Annotated in this window: 9 protein-coding genes; 6 read left to right on the top strand and 3 right to left on the bottom strand. The window is 62.2% G+C overall.

Annotated elements, in window-relative coordinates:
• The first annotated feature begins 331 nt into the window (after positions 1 to 331).
• Entirely contained in the window at positions 332 to 2248 is a 1917-nt protein-coding gene (locus V1293_RS32605) for a hypothetical protein (protein WP_334515458.1), read from the top strand.
• A gap of 849 nt (positions 2249 to 3097) precedes the next feature.
• Here the strand turns inward: V1293_RS32605 and V1293_RS32600 are convergent.
• Both V1293_RS32600 and V1293_RS32595 read right to left on the bottom strand, forming a co-directional pair.
• Complete coding sequence (locus V1293_RS32600; RefSeq protein WP_334515456.1) at positions 3098 to 3364, bottom strand: conjugal transfer protein TraD; 267 nt, start codon at positions 3362 to 3364, stop codon at positions 3098 to 3100.
• Between the two features lies 1 nt (position 3365).
• Positions 3366 to 3692 carry a conjugal transfer protein TraD gene (locus tag V1293_RS32595; protein ID WP_334515454.1) on the bottom strand — a complete coding sequence of 109 codons (327 nt, stop codon included), beginning with the start codon at positions 3690 to 3692 and terminating at the stop codon, positions 3366 to 3368.
• A gap of 172 nt (positions 3693 to 3864) precedes the next feature.
• Between V1293_RS32595 and traA the strand changes: the two genes are divergently transcribed.
• From traA to V1293_RS32570, 5 genes are all read left to right on the top strand, one after another.
• The gene (gene traA, locus V1293_RS32590; protein WP_334515453.1) at positions 3865 to 6831 is read left to right on the top strand and encodes a Ti-type conjugative transfer relaxase TraA; all 2967 of its coding nucleotides are present in this window, start codon (positions 3865 to 3867) and stop codon (positions 6829 to 6831) included.
• A gap of 128 nt (positions 6832 to 6959) precedes the next feature.
• Positions 6960 to 7175 carry a helix-turn-helix transcriptional regulator gene (locus tag V1293_RS32585; RefSeq protein WP_334515452.1) on the top strand — a complete coding sequence of 72 codons (216 nt, stop codon included), beginning with the start codon at positions 6960 to 6962 and terminating at the stop codon, positions 7173 to 7175.
• 296 nt (positions 7176 to 7471) lie between these two features.
• Positions 7472 to 7768: a type II toxin-antitoxin system RelE/ParE family toxin gene (locus tag V1293_RS32580; RefSeq protein ID WP_334515451.1), complete on the top strand. Its 297-nt coding sequence runs from the start codon at positions 7472 to 7474 to the stop codon at positions 7766 to 7768.
• 13 nt (positions 7769 to 7781) lie between these two features.
• The gene (locus V1293_RS32575) at positions 7782 to 8090 is read left to right on the top strand and encodes a HigA family addiction module antitoxin (RefSeq protein WP_334515449.1); all 309 of its coding nucleotides are present in this window, start codon (positions 7782 to 7784) and stop codon (positions 8088 to 8090) included.
• A 500-nt stretch (positions 8091 to 8590) separates the two neighbouring features.
• Positions 8591 to 8857, top strand: a complete 267-nt coding sequence (locus V1293_RS32570; protein WP_334515448.1) for a helix-turn-helix domain-containing protein — start codon at positions 8591 to 8593, stop codon at positions 8855 to 8857.
• An 844-nt stretch (positions 8858 to 9701) separates the two neighbouring features.
• Here the strand turns inward: V1293_RS32570 and V1293_RS32565 are convergent.
• Positions 9702 to 21830 (bottom strand): Ig-like domain-containing protein, encoded by a 12129-nt coding sequence (locus V1293_RS32565; protein WP_334515446.1) that lies wholly within the window; start codon positions 21828 to 21830, stop codon positions 9702 to 9704.
• Positions 21831 to 21934 lie beyond the last annotated feature (104 nt).

The raw sequence follows: 21934 nt of genomic DNA, 5'->3' as shown, positions 1-21934 counted from the left end.
CTGGGGACGCCGCCGTTCGTCGGCATGATCAACGACCGCCTCGGGTCATTCGCGTCGGTTTGGCCGGACTACGGCGACTTCCGGTCCACCCCGGTGAACGGACATTCTCAGGATAGGCGGGCATGTCTCGCTTTTGCTCGAAACCTCATCAGTCAGCGAACTGACTCGGACCAAGTCCGCCGACTGACCCGTGCTACATGACCGCGCCAAATGCCTCATCAGGCAAGGCGCCTATCGCGCCATTCATCCCCGTCCCGAGTAGATCAAATTCCCCTGCCGGTTGCATCTTGCCACGAACACCCTATTCTGCTGCAGAATCTCGGGGGCTTCCATGGGCGCTGACTACTTGAAGGATTACAGGACCTATCCGCGGATGGTCCGCTGGTTCAATCCCATCTTACTCGTCAAACTGTTGAACAACGTGGTCACGTCAGCAATGTTTGGCCAGTACGCCGACCGTCGCCTCATGATCGCCGCGCTCGATACAGTCCCGCCTGAAAAGCATTTGGAACGTGCGACGGCCTTCGTCGATGAATTTAGTCCTGAAGGGACCGGGCCGGTATGGTTCGACTTCGTGGCCGACCTCGGCGATGGTTTTGACAGCACGTTCGCGGTCGCATGTCTGCTTGCTCGCAAGGAATGTGAGGTCGAGGGGAAGAAACTACCACGCGGTCAGATGCTCATCATGGGCGGCGACGAAGTCTATCCGCTGGCCAGCGCGCAGACCTACCGCAACCAGCTGTTTCAACCTTATCGGTGGGCCTTCCCAGACCCCGACCGGAAAGACCCCAACGGGGTACCGTTGTTTGCCATTCCGGGCAACCACGACTGGTATGATGGCCTGGTGCAGTTCCTCGCGTACTTCACGCCGACCCGCCCCACCCACTTCGGCGGTTGGCGCACCCATCAGAAGCGAAGTTATTTTGCGATCCAGCTTACAAAGACCTGGTGGCTTTGGGCGATGGACATTCAACTCGCCGAAGACCTGGACCAGCCGCAGGCCGACTACTTCGAGATGATTGCGCGGGCGAACGAGCTGCGGCGCGGCTCGCGTATCATTCTCTGCACAGCGGAGCCCGGCTGGCTCTATACCGACACCAACACCAACTCCTGGGAAATCGTCGATTACGCCCTCAGCATCATCAAGAGAGCCGACAAGCAGTTGACCATCCCGCTTCTTTTGTCCGGCGATACACACCACTACAGCCGCTACCAAGCAGTGGATGGCACGCAATTTGTGACCTCAGGCGGCGGTGGCGCATTCCTCCATCCGACCCATCAACTCGAAAAGGATGTCAGCGTTCGCTGGAACAGTCGAAAAGTGAAGCTGACCCTCGCCGACAAAGCGACGGAGGTTCAGGACACCGAGCAAGCCACAGCAATCAAGCAACCCGAGGTGCCGCCGGAGCAGGGCTCGACGGCCAAACAGGCGCCGACCGCCACCGAGCCCGCCGTGTATCCCTCTATCCGAGTTAGCCAAGACCTTCTTCGGCAGAACATCTGGTTTGCTTTCAAGAACTGGGATTTCTCGATACTAATGGGGCTGGTCTACTTCGCCGTCGGCGTTCTGATCGGCCTGCGGGACGAGATAGACGCGTACATCGCAGTCGCCCTGATCATCGGCAGCGGAATCATCGGTTATACGACCGATCAGGAGAAGGTTTCGCTCGGGGAGATCTTTCGAACGTGGCGAATCCGCCGAATCAGACCCGACGAGTTCGACGCCTTGGCGATCGAGAAACTCTGGCTTCAATTCCAGAAAGCCATGATCGTCATCGGGACAAGCCTTGTCCACGTCACCGCCCACGTCGTCACGGCGATCCTCGCGGCACGCTGGTTTACGGCCTGCAACGCCGAGCATTTCACGCTTGCGGGTGAATGGTACAGCGTCTGGACGTGGGTGAGCCTCCTCCTCCTCGAAATGGGGGCTGTCGGATTCCTGTTCGGAAGTACCTATTTCGGCCTCAACATGCTTCTTACGTGCCGCTGGCTGCGCATGAACCGCAACGATGCCTTCAGCGCGCTGCGCATCGGCCGATACAACAATTTCCTACGCTTGCGGATTGAAGGCGACGAGGTCCAGATTCACGCAATCGGCCTGGAGAATGTGCCGCAGCGCGACGACTGGAACGACAATCAAAAATATGAGATTGGCAATCCGGACGAGCCGCGGTGGGTGCCTTCGAAGCCACTCGCTCCGCACCTCATCGAAACATTCACAGTGTCTGGGAAATCCGGTCCCGCTTAAACCGGCTCACGTGGGGGTTCGGGGGCAGAAAGCTGCAGCCCAACTTGCAGGAAGTCACTACAGTTGGCCTTGCGTGGATGCATAAAGACGGCTTCAATGTCCTTCTGACTACGATGCCGTACTCCACGAGAGGCTTCGAGCGACCCGTTCTGCTAAGTAGTTTATCGGTGAGGCAGCGGTAGCCGGAGCAGCAAAGATCGTGAACGGCCATGCCAACCGTGATCTGACGTTGCGGCGCTCGCCATCGACAGCGATCACAATTGAGTCATCGCGCCCCTTGCGCCCTCGCCGATTTCGCGCTGCAACTTTCCTCCTGCCGCTTCCACGACGCTTCCACGAACGAAATTTCGGACTAAAATCTGCGCAACAAAAAACCCTTGAAAACATCTTGTTTTCAAGGGCTTGTTGTTTGGTTGCGGGGATAGGATTTGAACCTATGACCTTCAGGTTATGAGCCTGACAATTTTCTCTGCGCGCTCCACCAGATGCGCAGGTGTGAGCGTTACATTCTGTGTCAGACCGTGACGAATCGAGACGTTTTGATGTCTCATCCTGACTCGGTTTGTTTCTGCATTTTTTACGTGAACTCAAGCGCGAATGAGAGCTCTCCCATCCAGACGATATCTTTGGCTGCAATTGTCGTCGGACGATTCTTGGTCAGGCAGTCTTACAACACCGGATGCCGCGCTGCTCGCCATCGCGGCATCCGCTCGAAGCGCAGCAGACACCTTTCGCGGCCGTGCGCGCGGGGGACATCGTCCCGGGAGCTTGCTGTTCGTCGCTCCCTCAGCACCGTGTCGCTCACAGCCAGGTGAATGCGGCGCACGGCTAACATGCCAATGTCGTGTCTCAAGGACGAACTGCTGGGACAGTTCGATCTGTTCCCTTGTGTGTCGCTGCGGCCGCCTCGAACGCTTGCTTCCCCTTTGCTGCCCACCGCGCTCGCGCCTGTTCGCCCTGATCGCTTTGGAGCTTGTCGGCGATCCAGAGCAGCGCGCCGAGAATGATGGCGCGGTCGTCGCCGGTCAGGTCCACGACGCCGGCTTTCACGACGAGGCCGCCGAGTTCGATGAGGTGCCGCGTACGCTTGCGGCGCTCGACCTGCCACGTGCGCATGTCATGCCGGGCGCGAGCCGCCTGATGGTGGTTGCGCGCCGCCCGGTTGGCCCGGAGCGCCGTCCGTGTCGCGGTCAATTGCCGGTGCATTTCGCCGCGACCGGCTTTGAAAGAACGCCGCTCCGCGCTTGGCCCATGCGCCCCTCTTTCCGGCCTCTTTTGTCTCCGCCAGCACGATCAGCGCACCCGCCAGTTCATGGGTGGTGAGTGTGTCAGCCCCGGTGGCGATGACCAGTTCGCCGAGCTGCTGCACCTTGCGGGTTTTCAGCTCGCGCGCTTTGCTTTCGAGCGCTTTCAGTTCCGCGTCAAAGTCCCGTGGCTTGCGCATCATATTCTCCGTAAGCTGTCGATGGAGCTGTTATAGTCGAGCAGCCTGCGGAATGCTGTAAGGCTGCCGGGACGGCCTGGGACGGGGTAGTCCCGCCCGAGAATTTTTCGAGGGAGGGCGCGCTTATACGTCGTTCCGACGTGCGCCTGGCCGTGTCAATGATCCGGTCGCGATGGCGATCTATCATCTTCACGTCAAGGTCATTGGCCGCAAGGCCGGAAGCAGCGCGGTAGCGTCCGCCGCCTACCGCTCTGCCTCGCGGTTGCGCGACGAGCGGCTTGATCGTAGCCATGATTTTTCTGCCAAGCGCGGCGTCGTCCATTCCGAAGTGATGCTGCCGGAGAACACGCCCGAGGCATGGAGCGACCGCGAGCGGCTGTGGAACGATGTCGAGGCGTTCGAGGTCCGCAAGGACGCGCAGCTTGCCCGCGAGGTCGAATTCGCCCTTCCGCGCGAACTGACACAGGCACAGGGCATCGAACTCGCCCGCGACTTCGTGCAGTCGGAGTTTGTGGATCGGGGCATGATCGCCGATCTCAACGTGCACCGGGATATCGGTGAGGACAGCATGCCCAAACCCCATGCCCATGTCATGCTGACCATGCGCGCGGTGGACGAAAACGGTTTTGGCCCGAAAGTGCGGGACTGGAACCGCACGGAGATGGTGGAGCGCTGGCGCGAACGTTGGGCCGAGCTTGCCAATGAGCGGCTGGCCGAACTCGATATCGACGCGCGCATCGATCATCGCAGCCTTGAGGCGCAGGGCATCGCGCTGGAGCCGCAAAGCCAGATCGGTGCGCCCGCGCAGCGTATCGAGCGTGAAGGGATCGAAGCCACCGACCGTGTGGAGGTGCACCGCGAGATCGCGCGCGGCAATGGCGCGCGGATCATCGCAAATCCTTCCCTTGCACTGGATGCGATCACGCAGCAGCAATCGACCTTCACGCGGCGCGACATGGCGAAGTTTGCACACCGGCATAGCGAGGGGATCGACCAGTTCAGCGAAGTCATGGGTGCGATGCGCGATGCGCCCGATCTTGTCGAACTCGGGCAGGACGGACGCGGCGAGGACCGCTTCACCACCCGGCAGATGATCGAGGCGGAACAACGCCTGCACCGCGCGGCGGAATCGATGGCGGAGCGGGAACGCCATGAGGTGAATGACGGGCACCGCCAGGCGGCCTTGGCACATGCCGAACAGCGCGGCCTTGCCCTGTCCGGCGAGCAGGCGGACGCGCTGGCGCGTGTCACGGACGCGCGCGATCTTTCGATCGTGGTCGGCCATGCCGGGACCGGCAAGAGCGCCATGCTGGGCGTGGCGCGGGAGGCATGGGAAGCGGCGGGTTACGAGGTCCGGGGCGTAGCGCTGTCCGGGATCGCCGCCGAGAACTTGGAAAGCGGAACGGGCATTGCTTCCCGCACCATCGCCAGCATGGAACATGGATGGCAACAAGGTCGCGACCAGCTCAGCGCCCGCGCTGTTCTGGTGATCGACGAGGCGGGCATGATCGGCACGCGCCAGTTGGAGCGCGTGCTGTCCCATGCTGCAGAGGCCGGTGCGAAGGCGGTGCTGGTCGGCGATCCGCAACAGTTGCAATCCATCGAAGCCGGCGCGGCATTCCGCTCGATTCACGAGCGTCACGGCGGCGCGGAAATCGGCGAAGTGCGCCGCCAGCGGGAGGACTGGCAGCGCGACGCCACGCGCGATCTGGCGAGTGGCAGGATCGGCTCTGCGATCCATGCCTATGACGCCCGTGGCATGGTGCATGACGCCGCAACACGCGAGCAGGCGCGCGGCGATCTGATCGACCGCTGGGACCGCGACCGGCAAGCATCGCCCGACCAGAGCCGCGTCATCCTTACTCACACGAATGCCGAAGTGCGCGCGCTCAATGAGGGCGCGCGCGAACGGATGCGAGCGGCGGGCCTTCTGCGCGATGATGTGCGTGTCACAGTCGAACGCGGCGAGCGCAGCTTCGCCGGCGGTGATCGCGTCATGTTCCTGCAAAACGAACGCGGGCTCGGCGTGAAGAATGGCACGCTCGGGACCGTCGAAGAGATCAGCACGCAGTCCATGTCCGTGCGCACCGATGACGGGCGCAGCGTTTCATTCGACCTCAAAGATTACAACCGCATCGACCACGGCTATGCCGCGACCATCCACAAGGCGCAGGGCATGACGGTGGACTGCGCCCATGTGCTGGCGACGCCGGGCATGGATGCCCATGGCAGTTATGTGGCCCTGTCGCGGCATCGCGACGGCATGGACTTGCATTATGGCCGCGACGACTTCGCCAGCCAGGACCGGCTCACCCGCACGCTGTCGCGCGACCGCGCCAAGGACATGGCGGCGGACTACGAGCAACGCGATCCGGCGCAGAGCTATGCCGAGCGGCGCGGGATCAGCTTCCGCGCCCGTGTCGTCCAGATCGTGCGCAGGATCGTGCCGGAGAAGGTGCGCGACATGTTTGACGGTCTACGCCTGCCCGTCGATGGCGCGCAGCGGCCGGAAAGGGAAAGCGCAGGGATGGCGGCGCGGCGCGAAATGGAAGCGCCGGAAAGGAAGGCGGCGGAAGATCCGGAAACGGCGTTGCGTCGGGCGCGCACGCGGGCGCTCATGCGCCATGCCCGCGCCGTGGACGCGATACTCAGCACCGGGGATGTGGATGGCAAGGGCAGCCCCGAGCAGATGCGTGAACTGACTGAGGCCCGCAAGGCCTTCGAGGGGGTGCGTCCCCACGGCTGGCGCGATGCCGAGGCCGCCTATGTCAAAGAGCCGGGACTTGTCAGTGAAGCCGCCTCCGGTCGCATCGCCCGGACCATCCGCGCGCTCCAACTCGAAACCGAAATCCGCACCGATCCGGCTCGCCACGCCGACCGTTTCGTGGAGCGCTGGCAGAAACTCGACCAGGTCAGCCAGCGTCAGTATCAGGCGGGCGACATGTCGGGGTACAAGGCCACGCGCTCGGCGATGGGCGACATGGCTAAAAGCCTCGAACGCGATCCACAACTGGAATCCATCCTCGCCATCTGCAAGAAAGACCTAGGCATCGCGTTCGATTCAGGCCGCCGGCTCGGCCAGGAATTGGCCTTCACTCACGGCATCGACCTCGGCAGAGGCCGGGGCATCGGACTCTGAACCGCCGATTTGCCGCCGCTCCTACGCCACAGCCCTATGCCGCGCCGATCCCTCTTGCTTGCCCCTGAATGCCTGTCCTGTCTGGTCCCAGTAGCCGTCAGCAACTGTCAGCAGGAAGCAGGCGAGCCGTGCGAGAACTAGACCGTATCATCCGTTTGAAGACCGTCCTCGCCCGAACCGGGCTGTCCCGCTCCACCATCTACCGCAAGATCGCCGAGGGCACGTTCCCGCCTCAGATCAAGATCAGCGTCAACGGCGCGGGATGGAAGGAATCCGACATCAACCGATGGATCGCCAACCCTGTCGCGTGGCGGCCACGGAGCGAGCTCGATGAGCTTTGCTGAGGCCGGTGCAGTTCATCCGCTTGCTGCCGGCAGCGGCATCGCCGGTGCTGCTGGCCGCCATGAAACCGGACCGCCGGCAGGCCCTCAAGGCTGGCGCTATCGCGCCCCGCTACGCGGCTTCGGCCTTGACCGCCTGCCGTCGGCCCGGCTGTGGCTTATCAAGCAGACCAAGGCGGATTGTGATCGGTGGCGCTTGCATTCCGGAGAGAAGAGGCCGCGGCGCTGTAGAGGGACGGAGATCATCCTTGAAAGATGGGTTATAGGGTGGTACAATTACTCTTAGTTGGAGTGACGGAATGATCGTTGGCTTTCGGGATGGCTGGTTGCGGGCTTTCTTCGTGGACGATGCCCATTCCCGCAACATCCCGCCGGATCTTGAAGCCCGGTTGTTCAGAAAACTCCAGATGATAGACGACGCCATGACCGATCAGGACTTGCGCGTGCCGCCCAGCAATCACTTCGAGAAGTTGCGCGGCAATCTGGCGGGGTTTCATTCGATCCGTGTCAATCAGCAATGGCGGCTGATTTTCCGCTGGGATGGCGAGCGCGGCGAGGCGGACGGGATTTATCTGGACGATCACAGTTACCGATGAGAGCGAGGCAAACATGCTGACCACCAAGCGCAAGCCGGCGACGGTCGGAGAGATTTTGACCGAAGAGTTTATGGGGCCGATGGGCCTGACGCAGGGCGCGCTCGCCGAGGCGATGGGCGTTCAGCGCAAGCACGTCAACGAGTTGTGCGGCGACCGCAGGAACGTGACCGCCGCGACGGCCTTGATCCTGGCCCGCGTCTTCGGCAACAGCCCTGACTTTTGGCTCAACGTGCAGCGACGCCACGATCTTTGGGAAGTGATGAACACGCCCAAGGAGCGTAGGCGAGTCGAGCGCGCACGTCCGTTGAAGCGCGCAGCATGAGTGACGTGATGCGCAGGGAGCGACCTACGCAAATGCCGCCGTTCGCAAGTATTTGCCGCCGATTGTAAGACAAAGAGAAATCAGGCCTTTTCATTCTGGCTTTGCCGCCGCTTCATGCGCTTTGTCAGACGATCGTGTCGTTGCCCGGGACGGATTACAGCCAGTCCCCTGGTTCTCGGGCTTGTCACTTACAGTCTCGCCTCGGGCAGATGCTCGGAAAATGGCAGCGCGCCTGAATGATAAGTTCGACTGTCGTCACTGGCGTCGGCGCTCGCAGCAAGCGCGGCGTCGATGAGGCCATCATCAAGTGTTACCGATCGCAATCGACGCCGTCCGATGCCTCCTGTCAAACTCCGCTACGGACACGTCCGCTGCACCGCAGCGTAGCACAGCGCAGACTTGGGCCGTTCAGTTGCTCCTGGACGCATGACATATTGCGCACTATGGCCCATCATCGCAAATCACATGACCGCGCTTCGACGAACAATGCGGTGTCGAGTATGGACAATGACAAGAACACCGGAGTCGATCCGATCGACCCTTGGGCCTTCGGTCTTACGAAAGTAGCGTACGCGGTCGACGAGACACTCGACTTGCTTAGTATCGGCCGCACGGCGCTGTACGCAGCGGTCAAACGAGGTGACCTCAAACGCGTCAAGTTCGGCAAGAAGACGTTGTTTTACGCCGCCGACCTTGCCGAGTTTCTGGCACGGCTCAGGCGCCTGAGCGAATTGGATGACGGCCGGATCGATCACGAACCTCGCTAGAAGTGCAAGATTGATCTTCCAGGCTCTTGAAGTAGCATTCCGCTGATTTTGAGAACGGTTGCGGCGCCGTTGCGAATTACGAAGCCGATCTCGATCAAGCCGCCGTCGAGCAATCGGCTGATCCGTCCCACCGTCCAGTCGGCGAATGCAGCATCGCCAGAATTTCATTTACATGCTTGCGGATGGTCAGCGGTGGATGGCTAACTGGCTGACGCGAACTTCAAGATTAACATAACGTAGAGGCGATCCGGACCTCTCATCCCCAATATTTTCACGACTAATGGCGATCGAGCTACCTTCGAAGTTCGATGTGACGCGGTGGACGACCTCAGAGGCCGCGCGTAGCGGCGGCGGACCGATGTTTTTCTCCTGGCAAATTTGTTGGTATTTTTGTTGGTACTCGATGAATCAACATCTCAATAAGACTACGAAATCTCTCAAGAAAAGCGGCTTCATGTGGTCGCTGCCGGGCCCACCAAGAAATCAATCACTTATCGGGTGTTCATTTCGCCCATTCGTTGAGAGACCGCACCAGAAACCCTGGCTTGGTCACTCGTTCCGTTCCTTCCTGGCAACCAAACTACCGCTCCACATTCGATTTGAACATGGTCTCTCCCATATGAATCGCAGATTCGGCGGCGCTATCGCGCGAACTGGCTAAATCGCGCCGCCCAGCGCATCTTTATCGAACGGCCGACGCTAGCGGCCGCTCGAAAAGAGCCCTACGCGCGAGGCCAGCGATGAGTTCTTCTCTCGACCGGCCAACATGCGCACTACGCTAACAGCAGAACTCCCAAGGGACATCGTTTATCGGGGCAAGCGACGCTCGATCCCTCGCTCGTGACTAAGCCAAGAACTGGTAGTCGCTCACATGGACACTTCCATTGATGGTGATGATTTCGTCGTGCAGATCCAGGCCGGAGTGAACCTGCCATTGATTGCCTGAAAGGAACGTAAGGGTCGCGCCGTCGGTTGTCAGGCCGAAGCCGTGGAATTCGAGCGTATCGCCCGCGGAGGCGCCATTGCCAGTGAAGTCGGTGATGGTCGCGCCCACCGTCGAACCCGCTGCGAACACGAAATTGTCGTTGCCCCCTCCGCCGGTCAGGATGTCGTTTCCGCCGCCACCGTTGATGGTGTCGTTGCCGCCATTGCCGTTCAGGAAGTCATTGCCTGCATTGCCCGTCAGCGTGTCGCTGAAGTTCGAGCCCAGCACATTGTTGACGCCGCCGGTGATGGTGTCGGTGCCGACCGAGCCGTCGCCGGTGGCAGTGCCGGTCGACAGGTTGACGTTCACGGCGCCGGTGGCGTTGTTGTACTGGATCTGGGTGGAGCCGTTGCCGGTGATGGTGTCGTTGCCGCCATTGCCCTGGAACGAGTTGAACCCGGTAAAACCCGAGGCATCGTAGCTGTCGGCCGAGTTGCCGCCGACGGCGCTGTTGACGCCGGTGAAGCTGTCGGTGCCGACCGAGCCGTCGCCGGACGCAGAACCCGCACCACCAGCCCCGATCGTGATCGTCACGCCGGAGGTGGCATTGCTGTACTGCACCTGGGTTGAGCCGTTGCCGGTGATGGTGTCGTTGCCACCATTGCCCTGGAACGAGTTGAAGCCGTTGTTGAAGAGGTGTGCGTCATAGCTATCGGCAGAGTTGCTGCCGATCGCGGCGTTGACGCCGCCGGTGAAGGTATCGGTCCCGACCGAGGCATCACCCGCCGCCGAGCCGGCGCCGCCGGCGCCGATCGTGATCGTCACCCCGGCCGTCGCGTTGTTGTAGAGCACACGCGTGGCGCCATTGCCCGTGATGGTGTCGTCGCCGCCAAGGCCCTCGAACTGATTGAAGTTGCCGTTGGTCGTGCTGACGTTCAGCGCACCCACCACGCCGTAGCCGGTCGCATCATAGGTATCGGACAGCATCGTACCCTGGATGCCCTCGATGTTGCGCAGCGTGTCCGTGCCGATCGAGGCGTCGCCCGTGGCGGTACCGGCCGCCATGTTGACGCTGACCCCGCTCGTCACCGTGCTCAGGCTGTTATAGCTCGCGGTGTCGAAGCCGCCGCGACCGTCGATGTAATCGTCACCGCCAAGGCCGGTGATCGTGTTGTTGAAGCTAGAGCCCAGCAGCGTGTCACCGAACATCGAACCCTGCACGGCGTTGACGCCGGTGAAGGTATCGGTGCCCTCGGTTGCACCCGTGGCACTGCCGGCAACCGTGATGGCCGTGCCGGCGGTGGTCTCGAGGTCAACCGTGACGCTGGCCAACGCAATCTGGTAGTTCAGGCGGGTGTTGCCGTTGCCGATAATCGTGTCGTTGCCGCCGGCCCCGCCGAAATCGTTGAAGCTGCCGTTGGTGGTAGAGACGTTCAGGGCACCGGCAAGGCCGTAGCCGGTCGCATCGAACACGTCGTCGAAGGCGGTACCCCGCGCTGCCTCCACGTTGCGGATCGTGTCGGTGCCGACCGTGGCATCGCCAACAACGGTTCCCGCGGCAAGATGGACGGTGATACCCGACGTGGTCGTCAGATCATTATTATAATTCACCGAGTCGTAACCGCCACGGCCGTCGATATAGTCGTCACCCGCGCGGCCTTCGTAGGTCTCATAGGTGAAGCTTGCATTGTCGCTGCCGTAGATTGTGTCGTTAAAGGCAGAGCCAAAAATCGTGCTGACGTTCGAGAACGTGTCGTGGCCAACATTGGCGATATCGCCGGCCGCCGTCCCCTGACCCGTGCCGGCCGCGATATCGACTGTCACCGCGTCCGACGCGCTCAGGTATTCCACTCGCGTTACTGCCTGCCCCAGCGGGTTGAGATCCCCGATGATGAGATCGTCGCCGCCCCGGCCTTCGAACGTATTCTGCCCAATGGCAACACCGGGCAGCGCCGTGGACCCCAAGAAGCCGGTGGCATCAAACGTATCGGCGAAGTCGCTGCCGACGGCGCCTTCGATGTTCACCAGCGTGTCGGTGCCGACCCCGGCCCCGCTGGCCGTGCCAGCCACAAGGTTCACCGTGACCGAGCCGGCCGCATCCGTGTAGATCGCCCGGTCGAGCCCGTTGCCGCCGTCCAGCGTGTCGTTGCCGGCAAGACCCTGCAGGCGGTCATTGCCGTCAAGCCCGAAGATGCCGTCGATCTGGCTGGTGCCGACCAGCACGTCATTGGCGGACGTGCCGGTGATGCTGTTGTTGAACACGAAGTCGCTGGCAACCAGGCTGCCGACCGTAATGTTCGCCAGCGTGATCGTGTTGCCGCCGCCGAAGTCGATCAGCGTATTGGAACCCTGCTGCGTCGCGCGGGCCTGGATGTCCGCCAGGCTGAAGATTCCCGCCACGCCCGTGACGTCGATTCGATCGCCCTGTCCATGGTTGAAGTCGGTTATGTAATCCGCCCCGCCGCCGATGAGGAAGTAGGCGAATGTGTCTGCCCCGCCACCGCCAGTCAGGTTGTCGTTGCCGCCGTTGCCGGTGAGGTAATCATTTCCGCCGTTGCCGAAGAGAATGTCGTTACCGATGCCGCCTAGTATGGTGTCGCCGAAGTTGGAGCCCGCCACGCTGTTGACGCCGGTAAAGCTGTCGGTGCCGACCGAACCGTCGCCGGTGGCGGTGCCGGTCGACAGGTTGACGTTCACCGCGCCAGTCGCGGTGCCGTACTGGATCTGGGTGCTGCCATTGCCGGTGATGGTGTCGTTGCCACCCTGCCCCAGGAAAACGTTAAAGCCGACAAAGCCAGAGGCATCGTAAGTATCGGCGAAGTTGCCGCCGACGACATTGTTGACACCGCTGAAGCTGTCGGTGCCGACGGAGGCATCTCCCGTTGCCGTGCCCGTGCCGCCGGCGCTGATCGTGATCGTCACGCCGGAGGTGGCATTGCCGTATTGGAGCGCCGTGACGCCATTACCGATGATGGTGTCGTCACCGCCATTGCCCTGGAACGAGTTGTAGCCGCTGTTGAAGGCGGATGCATTATAGGTATCGGCAAAGTTGCTACCGATGGCCGCGTTGACGCCGCCGGTGAAGCTGTCGTTGCCGGTCGAGGCATCGCCCGATGCCGAGCCGACGCCACCTGCCCCGATCGTGATCGTCACCCCGGCCGTCGCGTTGTTGTAGAGCACGCGTGTGTTGCCGTTGCCGGTAATGCTGTCGTCGCCACCAAGGCCCTCGAACTGGTTGAAATTGCCGTTGCTGGTAGAGACGTTCAGCGCCCCTGCCACACCATAGCCGGTGGCGTCGAAGGTATCGGCATAGCCGGTGCCCTGCACGCCTTCGATGTTGCGCAGCGTGTCGGTGCCAATCGAGGCATCGCCCGTGGCGGTGCCGGCCGCAAGATTGACGGTGACGCCGCCGGTGCCGAGACCCAAACTGTTGTAGCTCGCGGTATCGAACCCGCCGCGCCCGTCGATGTAGTCGTCACCACCAAGGCCGGTGAGCGTGTTGTTGAAGCTGGAGCCCAGCAGGGTGTCGCTGAAGGTCGAACCCTGCACGGCATTGACGCCGGTGAAGCTATCCGTGCCCTCGGTCGCGCCCGTGGCACTGCCTGCAACCGTGATCGTCGTACCGGCGGTGGTCTCAAGGTCAACCGTAACGGCCGCTAGCGCGATCGAATAGTTGAGGCGCGTGTTGCCGTTGCCGATGATGGTGTCGTTGCCGCCGGCTCCGGCGAAGTCGTTGAAGGTCCCGGCATAGCCGACATTGACCGCTCCGACGCCGCCGAAGCCCGTCGCGTCGAACACGTCGTCGAAGACGGTGCCCCGCGCCGCTTCCACGTTGCGGATCGTGTCGGTGCCGACGGTTGCATCGCCGTTCACCGTGCCCGCCGCAAGGTGAACCACGATGCCTGACGTGGTCGTCGGGTCGTTGTTGTAGGCGACCATGTCGTAGCCGCCACGGCCGTCGATATAGTCGTCACCGCCCCGGCCTTCGTATATCTCAAACGTGGCGAATCCATTGTCGCTGCCATAGAGCGTATCGTTGAACGTCGAGCCGAAGATCGCGTTGACATTGGTGAACGTGTCGTGGCCGACGGATGCGTCGCCATCCGCGGTACCCGCGGCGATATCAACCGTCACCGCTGACGTCGCGTTGAGATACGATATCCGGGTCGTGATCTGACCCAGCGCATTGATGTTTCCGATGATGTGATCGTCGCCACCTCGGCCTTCGAACTCGTTCAGGCCAATCGTTACGCCGGGAAGACCAGATATTCCCGCAAAGCCGGTGGCATCGAACGTATCGGCAAAGTCGCTACCGACGGCGCCCTCAATGTGGACGAGCGTGTCGGTGCCGACGCCTGCGCCAGTCGCGGTCCCGGCCGTAAGGTTGACCGTGATCGATCCGGTGGCATCGGTGTAGACGGCACGGTCAAAGCCGTTGCCGCCGTCCAGGGTGTCGTTGCCGGCAAGACCCTGCAGGCGGTCATTGCCATCGAGCCCGAAGATGCCGTCGATCTGGCTGGTGCCGACTAGCACGTCATTGGCGGGCGTGCCGGTGATGCTGTTGTTGTTGAACACGAAGTCGCTGGCAACCAGGCTGCCGACCGTAATGTTCGCCAGCATGATCGCGTCGCCATTGCCGAAGTCGATCAGGGTATTCGATCCCTGCTGCGAGGCATGGGCCTGAATGTCGGCCAGGCTGAAGATGCCGCTCACACCGGTAACGTCGATGCGATCGCCCTGACCGCGGGTGAAGTCGCTGACAAAATCCGAGCCGCCGCCCGTCGCGTACACAAACGTGTCCGCACCCGCGCCGCCGTTCAGGCTGTCACCGCCACCGCCGCCGGCCAGCGTGTCGTTGCCGCTGCCGCCGTTCAGCGACTCGTTGCCGCTGCTGCCGATGATCGTGTCGTTGAAGTTCGACCCGAAGACGTTATTGACGCCGCCGGTGATGGTATCGGTGCCGACCGAGGCGTCACCGGTAGCAATGCCGGTCGCCAGATTGACGCTGACCCCGCCCGTAGCGCTGGCGTACTGGATCTGCGTGTTGCCGTTGCCGGTAATGACGTCGTTGCCACCATTGCCCTGGAACCAGTTGAAGGTGCCGCTGCTGCCGACATTGGCGCCCGTGGTGCCAAAGCCGGTGGCCACATAAGTATCGGCGAAGTTGGTGCCCTGCACCGATTCAATCGACAACAGTGTGTCGGTGCCGACCGACGCGTCACCGGTGACGATGCCCGACGCCATGTCGATGCTCACCCCGCCGGTGGTATTGAACGCGTTATAGATCGCGGTGTCGAAGCCGCCGCGGCCGTCGATGACGTCGTTGCCGGCGAGGCCGGTAAAGTTCTCATTGTTCGCGCTGCCGGAAAGCGTATCGGCAAACGCCGAGCCGGTTGCACTGTTGACGCCGGTGAAGGTGTCGGTGCCCACAGAGGCATCGCCGGTGGCGGTACCGGCGGCAATGTCGACCGTCACGGCTGCGGCGGCGTTGATATAGATCAGCCTGGTATTGCCGTTGCCGGTAATGGTGTCGTTTCCGGCAAGGCCCTCGAACTGGTTGAAGTTGCCGTTGCTGGTGCTGACGTTGAGCGCACCCGCCTGACCGAAGCCGACCGCGTTGAACGAGTCGGCGAAGTTGGTACCCTGGACGGCCTCGATGTTGCGCAGCGTGTCCGTGCCGATCGAAGCATCGCCCGTCGCGGTGCCGGCTGCGAAGTCGACTGTCACTCCACCGGTTGCGGTACTGACGCTGTTGTAGCTTACGGTGTCGAAGCCGCCGCGGCCGTCGATATAGTCGTCACCGCCAAGGCCGGTGAAGGTGTTGTTGAAGCTAGAGCCCAGCAGCGTGTCGGCAAACGTCGAACCTTGTGCCGCGTTGACGCCGGTAAAGGTATCGGTCCCTTCGCCCACGCCCGTGGCGCTGCCGGCCACGGTGATCGCGTTGGTCGTACCGATCGCACTCGTCTCGAGGTCAACGCTGATGCTGCCCGCGGCAAGCGCGTAGTTCAGGCGGGTGTTGCCGTTGCCGATAATCGTATCGTTGCCGCCTGCACCGGCGAAGTCGTTGAAGTTGCCATTGGTGGTAGAGACATTGAGCGCGCCGGCAAGGCCGTAGCCCGTCGCATCGAACACGTCGTCGAAGTTGGTACCACGGGCCGCTTCAACGTTACGAATGGTGTCGGTACCGACGCTGGCGTCGCCAACAACGGTTCCCGCCGCAAGATAAACTGTGATGCCTGACGTGGTCGTGGAATCGTTGGCGTAGTCCGCGCGATCGTATCCGCCTCGACCATCGATGAAATCGTTACCCGCTCGCCCTTCGAACAGTTCAAAGGTTCCGTACGCGGTGTCACTGCCGTAGAGCGTGTCGTTGAAGGCCGATCCCCAGATCGAATAGACATGCGAGAAGGTGTCGTGGCCAACGGATGCATCGCCGTCTGCTGTTCCCGCAGCAATGTCTGCGGTCACTGCGGCGCTGGCGGTGAGGTAATTGACGCGTGTCAGTGCCTGGCCCTGTACGTTGGCGATACCGATGATCACATCGTCGCCGCCACGACCCTCGAATTCGTTCTGGCCAATCTGAACTCCAGGCAGCCCGCTCCAACCTGTGAATCCGGTCGCATTGGAGGTATCGGCAAAATCGCTGCCGACGACGCCTTCGACGCCGCTCAGCGTGTCGCTGCCAACGCCCGCACCAGTGACCGTGCCAGCGGCCATATTGACCGTGATGGCGCCGGTGGCGTCGGTATAGATCGCCCGGTCGAAGCCGAGCCCGCCGTCCAGCGTGTCGTTGCCGGCAAGCCCCTGCAGGCGGTCATTGCCGTCGAGCCCGAAGAGGCCGTCAACCTGGCTGGTGCCGACCAGCACGTCATTAGCAGACGTGCCGGTGACGGTGTTGTTGAACACGAAGTCGCTGGCAACCAGGCTGCCGACCGTAATGTTCGCCAGCGTGATCGTGTTGCCGCCGCCGAAGTCGATCAGCGTGTTCGATCCCTGCTGCGTCGCGCGGGCCTGGATGTCGGCCAGGCTGAAGATTCCCGCCACGCCCGTGACGTCGATCCGGTCGACCTGACCGTGGTTGAAGTCGCTGATGAAGTCCGCACCGCCGCCGGAGGCGTACACAAACGTGTCCGCACCGCCGCCGCCGTTCAGGCTGTCAGCGCCACCGCCGCCGGCCAGCGTGTCGTTGCCGCCATTGCCGAAGAAGACGTCATTGCCCGAGCTGCCGGTCAGCGTGTCACCGAAGTTGGAGCCCGCCACGCTGTTGACGCCGGTGAAGCTGTCGGTGCCGACCGAGCCGTCGCCGGTGGCAGTGCCGGTCGACAGGTTGACGTTCACGGCACCGGTGGCGTTGTTGTACTGGATCTGGGTAAAGCCGTTGCCGGTGATGGTGTCGTTGCCACCATTGCCCTGGAACGAGTTGAACCCGGTAAAACCCGAGGCATTGTAGCTGTCGGCCGAGTTGCCGCCGACGGCGCTGTTGACGCCGGTGAAGCTGTCGGTGCCGACCGAGCCGTCGCCGGACGCAGAACCCGCACCACCAGCCCCGATCGTGATCGTCACGCCGGAGGTGGCATTGCTGTACTGCACCTGGGTTGAGCCGTTGCCGGTGATGGTGTCGTTGCCACCATTGCCCTGGAACGAGTTGAAGAAGCCGCTGTTGAAGGCGGACGCATTATAGGTATCGGCAAAGTTGCTGCCGATCGCCGCGTTGACGCCGCCGGTGAAGCTGTCGTTGCCGGTCGAGGCATCGCCCGATGCCGAGCCGACACCACCCGCCCCGATCGTGATCGTCACCCCGGCCGTCGAGTTGTTGTAGAGCACGCGCGTGTTGCCGTTGCCGGCGATGGTGTCATCGCCGCCAAGGCCCTCGAACTGGTTGAAGTTGCCATTGCTGGTAGAGATGTTCAGCGCGCCCGCAGCGCCGTATCCGACCGCACTATAGCTGTCGGCCAGCATCGTGCCCTGGATGCCTTCAATGTTGCGCAGCGTGTCGGTGCCGATCGAGGCGTCGCCCGTGGCAGTGCCCGCCGCCATGTTGACGGTGACACCGCTCGTGACGGTGTTCAGGTGATTATAACTGGCCGTGTCGAAGCCGCCGCGGCCGTCGATGTAGTCGTCACCGCCAAGGCCCGTGAACGTGTTGTTGAAGCTGCTGCCCAGCAGGGTGTCGCTGAACGAGGAGGCTTGAACGGCATTCACGCCAGTGAAGGTATCGGTGCCTTCGGTCGCGCCTGTGGCGCTCCCGGCAACCGTGACCGCCGTGCCGGCGGTGGTCTGGAGGTCAACCGTAACGGCCGCCAGCGCGATCGAATAGTTGAGGCGCGTGTTGCCGTTGCCGATGATGGTGTCGTTGCCGCCGGCGCCGGCGATGTCGTTGAAGTTGCCGTTGGTGGTAGAGACGTTCAGAGCTCCGGCAAGGCCGTAGCCGGTCGTATCAAACACGTCATCGAAGTTGGTGCCCCGAACGGCTTCCACGTTGCGGAGCGTGTCGGTGCCGACGGTGGCATCGCCGATCACCGTGCCTGCGGCAAGGTTGACCGTAATGCCCGACGTGGTCGTCACGTCGTTGTTGTAGGTGACGATGTCGTAACCGCCACGGCCGTCGATATAGTCGTTGCCCCCGCGACCTTCAAAGACCTCATAGGTGAAGTTGGCGTTGTCGCTGCCGTAGAGTGTGTCGTTGTAGGCCGACGCAAACACGCCCTGCAGTGCATTGGTGAACGTGTCGTGGCCGACATTGGCCACATCGCCGGCTGCCGTCCCCTGACCCGTACCGGCCGCAAGGTCGACCGTCACCGCGGCGGAGGCGCCGAGGTACTCCACCCGCGTCACTGACTGACCCAGATCGTTGATCCGACCGGTGATCACATCATCGCCGCCACGGCCCTCGAAAGAGCTCTGGCCGGCAGCTACGCCGGGCAGTCCGGAGGAGCCCGAAAAGCCGGTAGCATCGAACGTATCGGCGAAGTTGCTGCCTATCGCACCCTCAATGTTGATGAGCGTGTCGGTGCCGACGCCTGCCCCGCTGGCCGTGCCGGCAGCGAGGTTGATCGTGACGGGTCCGGTCGCATCCGTGTAGACGGCACGGTCGAAGCTCTGACCGCCGTCCAGATGATCATCACCGGCACCGCCGGTCAGGTAGTCCCTTCCGTCGCCGCCTTCGAGCGTGTCGTTGCCGTCGCCGCCAAGGACAATGTCGTTCCCCCCGCGACCGTAGATCGTGTCATTTCCGCTGAGACCACTCAGGGTGTCGTTGCCATCAAGGCCGTCGATGATGTCGTTGCCGCCGGCACCCGTCAGAACATCAGCGCCGATCGTTCCCACCTGCGAACCGTCGGGGTCGCCTGGGACAACCTGCGAAATCGCGTCAGTCAGCGCTTCACCAGTATTATTATCAACCACAGATTGCAGTTCTGTAGTGTCGAGTCCCGCGTCGGCAAGCTGATCGGTGGTTTGCCCCAATGCGACCGTTGCCGCCTGGGCGACACTCGTCAGCACTGCGAGCGGATCGCCGGTACCATTGGCTGCAGAATCGATTGCGGTATTCGCTGCCGCCACGACCTCAGAGACGGCCTCGATCGCGGCCGGATCCGCATCCGGAGCGGCGTCAGTGATAATTGCCGCAAGCGTCTCGGTTTGCGTTAGATCGACCGTTCCGCCGTTTGCCTGAACGATCGCGTTGGCGAGGGCATCGACGACATCCGTGGATCCCGTTGCTGCGGAAATCTGCGCGATGGTCGCCTGAACCTGTATTGCCGCGGCAAGAATGTTGATCGCGTCCGCATCGCCGCTCGCGGCAGCTGGCACCGGGTCGAACGAGGTCAAATCGACGCCTGCGGGGATGCCAAATGCGGCGGCCACCGCAGCCAGAGCTGCCGCGACGGCTGCCGCGACCTCAACCGGATCGTCGGGATTGGTGATGCTGGCGTCCGCAATGGCAGCGACGAGGGTCGTGAGCGGAGTAACGACAGTGGAGCCTTCAGGCGCCCGGAGCGTGCCGATAAAATCAAGGCCAGTGGACACGTCGACACCGCCGGACATAACGATCGGGCCGCTGCCATTGACCAGCGTGAACGTACCGTCGGCGGCCGTTACCGTCGTCGCTTCACGGGGATCCCAAACGCCATTGTTGTTTGCATCGGCAAAAACCGTGGCGCCGGAGATGTAGCCGTCGGAAGCGCGGCCATCCATTTCGTTCGCGCCAGCGCTAATGTCGACATTAAGCGCAAACACGTCGGACGTCGCATGGCTCGCGCCATCCGCGGAGGTTGCGGTCACAGACAAGGTAAACGGCGTAATTCCCGTCAGATCCTGCGTCACGAGATGGAGGGCGAGATTTTCAACCTGCGCTGCCGAAACGACGTAGTCGCCCTGCTCATTGGGAGCCAGAATCTGGTTGCCATCAGTCAACACGAAAAACTGCGAGGGAACGTTTGAAATCGTGACAGACGCGATTGTTTCCGAACCGTCGGTGTCCGTCAGAGCAACGTGGAGTGCGAGCGGGATATCTTCCGTCGGGGCAACGACCGAAATCGCCTCACCCGTAATGGTCGGCGCGTCGGCGACGGGATTGACGGTGACGTTCAGGTTGACCGTGGTCGACGCCGTCGGACCGCTCGATCCCTCCTGCGAGGTCGCTGTCACGGTCAGAACGAAGTCGGCATCGGAATCTGCGGCCGGCGTAACGGTCAGGCTGGACAGATTCCACCCGAGGATATCGACCGAGGTGTGGCTGGCATCCGCGGTAAACGTGTGACCTCCGTCCGAAAGGATGGCACCGACCGGAATGGCACCCACCGTCAGGCTCGACAGATGCTCGGATCCGTCGGTGTCGGTCAGCGCCGCGTTGATTGACAGCGCAATCGCCGCATCCTCGTTGCCGGCGGCCGGTGCTACGGTCAAAGTCGGCGCATCGGCGACAGCATTGACGGCCACGTTCAGGTTCGCCGTGGTCGTCGCCATCGGACCGCTCGATCCCTCCTGCGAGGTCGCTGTCACGGTCAGAACGAAGTCGGCATCGGAATTTGCGGCCGGCGTAACCGTCAGGCTGGACAGATTCCACCCGAGGATATCGACCGAGGTGTGGCTGGCATCCGCGGTAAACGTGTGACTTCCGTCCGAAAGGATGGCACCGGCCGGAATGGCACCCACCGTCAGGCTCGACAGATGCTCGGAGCCGTCGGTATCAGTCAACGCCGCGCCGATCGATAGCGCAATCGCAGTGTCCTCGTTTCCGGCAGCCGGGGCCACGGTCAACGTCGGCGCATCCGCGACTGCAGCAACATTCACCGTAACGGTTGCAGTCGAAGTAGCGCCGGCATTATCGCGGATAGTGTAGGTGAAGCTCGCGACACCCGAATAGTTGGCATCGGCGGCGAAAACCACATTGCCGCTCGCGTTGACCGAAACCGTCCCATGCTGCGCGCCCTGGACAGAGAAGAGAGTCTTCGTATCGCCGGCATCGGCGTCCGTATCGTTGGCGAGCAAGGCGGACGCGAGAATCGTGAGAGTCGTGTCCTCGCTGGTGCTGACCGAATCGGCAACGGCCACGGGAGCGTGATTGCCGCTCGTATCGATGACAACCTCAACTCGCTCAATGGAAGTGACTCTCAAGTTGAAGCTGGTGAAGGAAAAGGGTGCGCCCTTGTTGAGCTTTGCCTGCAATGCTGCGAGGTCTGCCTGAAACGCTGCGGAATTCGCCATTTCCTGGCTGACGATCAGTCGAAGGGTGTCCTGCCCGGTGCCGCCGTCGTAGACATCAGTAGCGCCGACATTCTCGGATGCGCGATAGATGAGAATATCGTCGCCGGTGCCGCCACTCAGGGTGTCGTTGCCGGCCCCGCCGTCGAGCGTGTCATTGCCACCGCCGCCGGAGACGGTATCGTTGCCGGTTCCTGCATTGACGATATCGTCACCATTGCCGGCATCGACGACGTCATTTCCCGCACCCGCATTGATCGTGTCGTTCCCGTTTCCCGAGTTGATGACATCGGCAGCGCTGGTGCCATTGATAATGTCGTTGTTATTGGTGCCAGTGATGTTCATGGATAGTCATCCTTCCGGTGAATCTAAGCACGTGCCAGCACACGGCGCGCACGGTGCATTTCGTGCGGCGACACTGGTGGCGACTACGAATCGGATTTGGCGAA

This window comes from Bradyrhizobium sp. AZCC 1693, from assembly GCF_036924745.1.
In the GTDB taxonomy this organism is placed as follows: domain Bacteria; phylum Pseudomonadota; class Alphaproteobacteria; order Rhizobiales; family Xanthobacteraceae; genus Bradyrhizobium.
This window is presented reverse-complemented; position numbering and strand designations above follow the sequence as displayed.

What these genes read in the sequence shown, in the direction of transcription:
- V1293_RS32565 (WP_334515446.1), bottom strand. Translation starts at nt 21,830, where the DNA reads ATGAACATCACTGGCACCAATAACAACGACATTATCAATGGCACCAGC.
- V1293_RS32575 (WP_334515449.1), top strand. Translation starts at nt 7,782, where the DNA reads ATGCTGACCACCAAGCGCAAGCCGGCGACGGTCGGAGAGATTTTGACC.
- V1293_RS32570 (WP_334515448.1), top strand. Translation starts at nt 8,591, where the DNA reads ATGGACAATGACAAGAACACCGGAGTCGATCCGATCGACCCTTGGGCC.
- V1293_RS32605 (WP_334515458.1), top strand. Translation starts at nt 332, where the DNA reads ATGGGCGCTGACTACTTGAAGGATTACAGGACCTATCCGCGGATGGTC.
- V1293_RS32595 (WP_334515454.1), bottom strand. Translation starts at nt 3,692, where the DNA reads ATGCGCAAGCCACGGGACTTTGACGCGGAACTGAAAGCGCTCGAAAGC.
- traA (WP_334515453.1), top strand. Translation starts at nt 3,865, where the DNA reads ATGGCGATCTATCATCTTCACGTCAAGGTCATTGGCCGCAAGGCCGGA.
- V1293_RS32600 (WP_334515456.1), bottom strand. Translation starts at nt 3,364, where the DNA reads ATGCGCACGTGGCAGGTCGAGCGCCGCAAGCGTACGCGGCACCTCATC.
- V1293_RS32580 (WP_334515451.1), top strand. Translation starts at nt 7,472, where the DNA reads ATGATCGTTGGCTTTCGGGATGGCTGGTTGCGGGCTTTCTTCGTGGAC.